A 1,160-nucleotide genomic window follows, 5' to 3' on the forward strand; every position below is an offset into this window, starting at 1 on the left:
CCCCTTGTATCTGCACAGGGATGATTTTGTGCGATGGAAGCGACTGAGCCTCGGGCTGGATGGCCATCCGGCCCGAGGCTTGGCGAAGTCGCCCGTTACCCCTGCGGCTACAACCGTGGATGAGCCTGGGATCTTCGCCTTCGTCACGCACGACCGAATAGTCGCTTGGCTCCAATCGCACGCACAAGGCAGGTTACCGTGAACAAGACCCTCTGTGGAATAGATATTTCGAAAGACTGGCTCGACGCCCATATCGAGCCGATCGGAATGGCAAACCGTTTCGCCAACGATGCGGCGGGCATCGCCGATCTGGCCGCCTGGTGTCAGGCCAATGGCGTCGATCTCGTCGTCATGGAAGCCAGCGGCGGCTACGAGCGCCTGGCCTTCCTGCTGTTGTGGGAGATGGGTCAGCCCTGCGGCATGGCCAATGCAAGGAGCGTTCGCTACTTCGCCGAGGCAATGGGCTTCCTGGAGAAGACCGACCGGATCGACGCCGCCGTCATCGCCCGTTATGGGCAGGTCAAGCGGTTGCAGCCAACGCCGCCGCCGAGCGTGGCCCAACAACGGCTCAAGGCGCTGGTCGCCCGGCTTTCCCAGGTCACCGGCGACCTCACCATCCAGAAGCAGCGCCGCAGCGCGGCTCGCGATGCCGAGACCATCATCAGCCTCGACGAGGTTATTGCTCTGCTCAAGCGCCAGAGCCGCCGGCTCGAAGGCGAGATCGCCTCGCTGATCGACGACGATCCCTTGTGGGCATGCCTCGACCAGGCCTTCCGCTCGCTCAAGGGCGTCGCCTCGCGCACCGTGGCCCGCCTCATGGCCGAGCTGCCCGAGATCGGCATCCTCTCCAACAAGGCCATCGCCAAGCTCGCGGGCCTCGCGCCGATCGCCAATGATAGTGGCAAGCGCAGTGGCCGCCGGTCGGTGCGCGGTGGTCGCGAAGGCCCGCGCTCCATCCTCTTCCTCGTTGCCCGCACCGTCGCCAGATACGATCCTCACCTTGCTGCCTTCCATCAACGGTTGCAGGACGCAGGAAAGGAGAAAATGGTCATCCGCATCGCGCTCGCCCGCAAGCTGCTCGTCATTCTCAATGCAAAAGCACGCGACGCGCGCATCGATTTCGCAAATGCAACTTGACACCCCAGATAGTCGCTCATCCG

General features: G+C 63.5%; 1 protein-coding gene. It reads left to right on the forward strand.

Annotated features, from left to right (window positions below; translation table 11 throughout):
• The first annotated feature begins 198 nt into the window (after positions 1-198).
• Complete coding sequence (locus tag NKH03_RS34705; protein WP_352973338.1) at positions 199-1,137, forward strand: IS110 family RNA-guided transposase; 939 nt, start codon at positions 199-201, stop codon at positions 1,135-1,137.
• The last annotated feature ends 23 nt before the right edge of the window (positions 1,138-1,160 follow it).

This window comes from Mesorhizobium sp. M1406, from assembly GCF_040317555.1.
In the GTDB taxonomy this organism is placed as follows: domain Bacteria; phylum Pseudomonadota; class Alphaproteobacteria; order Rhizobiales; family Rhizobiaceae; genus Mesorhizobium.